This is a genomic window from Thiohalorhabdus sp. (assembly GCF_036628635.1).
In the GTDB taxonomy this organism is placed as follows: Bacteria; Pseudomonadota; Gammaproteobacteria; order Thiohalorhabdales; family Thiohalorhabdaceae; genus Thiohalorhabdus.
On the sequence record NZ_JAZKRM010000104.1, the window covers coordinates 1 to 3,547 of the forward strand.

Annotated in this window: 5 protein-coding genes; all 5 read left to right on the forward strand. The window is 69.4% G+C overall.

Features of this window, described 5'->3' with window-relative positions; all coding sequences use genetic code 11:
- Positions 1 to 227, forward strand: a 227-nt coding sequence (locus V5A19_RS14030) for a type II secretion system F family protein (RefSeq protein ID WP_332327969.1), incomplete at its 5' end; no start/stop codon positions are given.
- Positions 224 to 2,239 (forward strand): O-antigen ligase family protein, encoded by a 2,016-nt coding sequence (locus V5A19_RS14035; protein ID WP_332327970.1) that lies wholly within the window; start codon positions 224 to 226, stop codon positions 2,237 to 2,239. The genes V5A19_RS14030 and V5A19_RS14035, both read left to right, overlap by 4 nt.
- Positions 2,226 to 2,621 carry a type II secretion system protein GspG gene (locus V5A19_RS14040; protein ID WP_332319915.1) on the forward strand — a complete coding sequence of 132 codons (396 nt, stop codon included), beginning with the start codon at positions 2,226 to 2,228 and terminating at the stop codon, positions 2,619 to 2,621. Before V5A19_RS14035 ends, V5A19_RS14040 begins: the two co-directional genes overlap by 14 nt.
- A 103-nt stretch (positions 2,622 to 2,724) precedes the next feature.
- Positions 2,725 to 3,195: a pilus assembly FimT family protein gene (locus V5A19_RS14045; protein ID WP_332319914.1), complete on the forward strand. Its 471-nt coding sequence runs from the start codon at positions 2,725 to 2,727 to the stop codon at positions 3,193 to 3,195.
- A gap of 172 nt (positions 3,196 to 3,367) precedes the next feature.
- On the forward strand, positions 3,368 to 3,547 hold a 180-nt coding region (locus V5A19_RS14050; protein ID WP_332319913.1), incomplete at its 3' end, for a pilus assembly FimT family protein.

Consider the following 3,547-nt stretch of genomic DNA (forward strand, 5'->3'; position numbering starts at 1 on the left):
TTCCGTTGACCGTCCTTCAGATGATCGAGGTGGGCGAAGAGACGGGTGCCGTGGATGAGATGATGGAGCAGGTAGCCGAGTTCTACGAGCGCGAGGTGGACCTCAAGATCGACAATTTGTCGAGCCTCATCGAGCCCGTTCTCATCGCCGTCATCGGCGCCATGGTGCTTCTGCTTGCCCTGGGGATCTTCCTGCCCATGTGGGACATGGCGAGCGCCTTCAATTGATCGGCGGAGCCCCTTCCGGGGAGCCCGCCCTGTCCGTCCGGGAATGGCTCGGCCTCGGCCTGCTCGCCATTGCCTTCGGCCTCGCCCTGTTCTTCAACGGCCTGCACATCCCGCTGCTCAGTGCCGCGGGGGTGCTGCTGGTGGGGGTGCTGGTCCTGGCCCTGGGGCCCGGCATCCGGGACGGTTGGCGGGTGCCCCGCTCGCCGTCCGCCGCTTGGTTGGTGGTGTGGTGGGCGTTCCTCGCCATCAGCCTGGCCTGGTCGTCCGTGGTGTTCACCAGCAGCCTGTACTACTGGTGGCTGAGCGCCCTGCCGCTGACCTTCTTCGCCCTGGTGCTGGCGCCGTCACCCGCCAATTGGACCCGGGCTGCTCTCGCCGGCTTCGCCTGGGCCGCCGCCGGGCTCGCCTCCTGGGCCCTGGTGCAGTTCTTCGTCCTGACCGAGACCTACGGCTTTCGCGCCCACCACCCCCTGCTCAATCCCAACAATCTGGCCGGTTTGCTCAGCCTGGCCCTGCTGCCGCTGGTGGCCTGGTATTTGCGGGTGCGCGACCGAGCCCACCTTTACCTAGCCCTGGCGGGCAGCCTGCTGGTGCTCGCCGGGGTGGTGGCCACCCAGAGCCGCGGCGCTCTGATCGGCCTGGGGGTGGGCCTGGTTGTGATCCTGGTGGCCGCGCGGGGTGCGCCGGGGCTCAACCGGCGGCGGCTGGCGGTGATGGCGGTCGGGGGGCTGGCCATCTTCCTGGGCATGGATTGGTGGTCCGGGGCGGAGCTCGGCCAGCGCGTTGAGACCCTGGGGGCGGTGGGGGCACAGTCGAGCTTCCAGACCCGCCTGCTGATCTGGGAATCCACCTTGGAGATGGCCCTGGAGCGCCCCTGGTTGGGCTACGGCCTGGGCACCTTCTTCCTCTACTACCCCCGCTTCCGGCAGCCGGCCGACACCTCCGGCGGCTACTACGCCCACATGGATCCGCTGCAGTTCTGGGCCGAGCTGGGGATCGTCGGGCCGGTGCTGTTCTATGCGGTCCTCATCGCCATCCTGGTGCAGACGGTGCGGGCGGTCCGGCGGTTGCCGGTAGGCTCCCGCGAGCGCCTGGGCATCCTGGGGCCCTTCGCCGGAATGCTGGCGGTGGCGGTGCATACCCACATCACCTTCCACCTCTACATCCTGCCCACCCTCATCGGCCTGGGGGCGGTGCTGGCCGCCTGGCAGTTGCGCTGCGAGCGGGCGCTGGGCAAGGAGCGGATGCGGGTGGCGCTGCCCGAGCGGGCCCATCCCCGGGTGTGGCGCTGGATCCTGGCGGGGGTGGTGGCGTTGGTGATCCTCAACCTGGGCTCGGCCGGGGTGGCCGACCGCTTCGTCCAGAAAGGGCGGGGGGCCGTCGACGAGGGCGAAGTCCAGACCGCCTTGCGGTATTTCCATTACGCCCGGGCCCTGACCCCGGCCAGCGATACCGCCTGGGCCCTGGGCGCCGAGATCCGGGGGGCCGCCCTGAGCCGGGACCTGGGCCTGGACCCCCGCCAGCGCCGGGCCCTGTACCGCGAGGCCCACCGCATGCTGGATCGGGCCCGGCGACGCAACCCGGCCCGGGCCGGGCTGGACCACCTGCGGGCGCGGTTGTACCTGGCGGCCCCGGACGCCGCCGAGGTCGAGGTCCGGAGGCGCGCCGAGGCGGCCTGGCGGGCGGCCCTGGCCAAGGACTCCCGTCACATGGAGGCGCGCATGGGCCTGGCCAACCTGTATCTGAGCCAGGAACGGCCACAAGCGGCCCGGGCCGTCCTGGAGGCAGGCCTCAAGTGGCCCTACCCGGGCCCCCGGCCGCTGGGCCTGTACCTGCGAACGGCGGCGCTGCGGGACCGCCTGGGGGACCACGCGGGGGCCCTGGCCCTGGCCCGGTCCGCCTTGGGCCGGATCCCGGCCGGCGGCGAGCAGGCCCGCCAGGCCCTGTTGGCCCGCTACCCGGCCCTGGAAGGGGCGCCGGAGGAAGGGGAGGACGGCGATGGAGCGCCTTAAGGGCCGCAGCCACCAGTCCCGGGCCCTGGAGTGGGGGGTGGTGCTGCTGTTCATCCTGGCCCTGGTGTGGGTGGTACTAAACCGCTACGGGGCGCTGGAGGAGCGGGCGGTGGCCACCCTCGCCCGCTACGAGCATCAGCTGCTCCAGACCCGGATCCAGGTCTACCGCCTGCGCAACGGCGATTGGCCGGCCGAGCTCCAGGAGGCCCTGTCGGGGGACCCGTCCGAGGTCCTGATGACCGGCCAGAACCCGCGCCGGGACCGCCTGGTGGATAAGCAGGGGCGCCTGATCGACCCGTTCGGCCAGCCCTACCGTTACGATCCGGAAACGGGCGCGCTGAAAATGCCCGAAAAGCTCGCCCGCCAAAGGGCCCCGGATTGACGGCCAAAGGGGATTGCTTTGTAATAGGATCAGCCAAAAACGGGGCGAGACCGTCCACGGCCCAAAATTTCCTTCCCAATGGGGGGGCAGAGGAGGCAAGCGCATGAGCAGGGGACAGGAGGGCTTTACCCTCATCGAACTGGTTGTGGTGATCGTGATCCTGGGGATCCTGGCGGCGGTGGCGCTGCCGCGGTTCGTGGATCTGACCGAGGACGCCGAAGAGGCCGCCTTCGACGGCGTTAAAGGAAGCTTCTCCGCAGCCGTTAGCCTGGCGCACAGCAAGGCCCTGGCGCAGGGCAAAAGTGGCGGGAACTATACCGACGTGACGATGAGCGGGAACACGGTCAGCATCGATGGGACCTCCGGCTGGCCCGAGGCGGCCAGCAACCACACCGATGCTGGCGGGAACAGCATTACCCTGCCCGCCGCTGTCCTGCAGACCAATCCCGAGGACAGTGGCTGGACCTGGGAGCCGGCTGGTGCCGAAACCACGGACTTCGAGGGGGACTTCATCGCCCCGACGGACAGCTCGTTCGAATACGACAAGGATACCGGCGACATTGCCATTGATTGATGGTTGATCCCGGAGTCTTCTGAGATTGGAGGGGCCCCTTCGGGGGCCCTTTTGCTTGGCTTCCGGATCCTGGTGCCGATCTTCGGGGGATGTTGATGTCCTTACTTCCAACCCATTTCCCGGCATTCTCCGAGGCCTTTCCGGGCGCCTGGGGATGGCTGGGAAGGGATTTATGAAGACCGGGGAGGCGGGGAACGGGCCTGTTTGCGCCGGCTTCACCCTGGTGGAGCTGGTAACCGTGATCGTGATCCTGGGAATCCTGGCCGCGGTGGTCCTGCCGCGGTTGGGCGGGGTCGAGGTCTACGGCGAGCGCGCCAGCAGCGACCGGCTGGTGAGCGGGCTCCGCTACGCC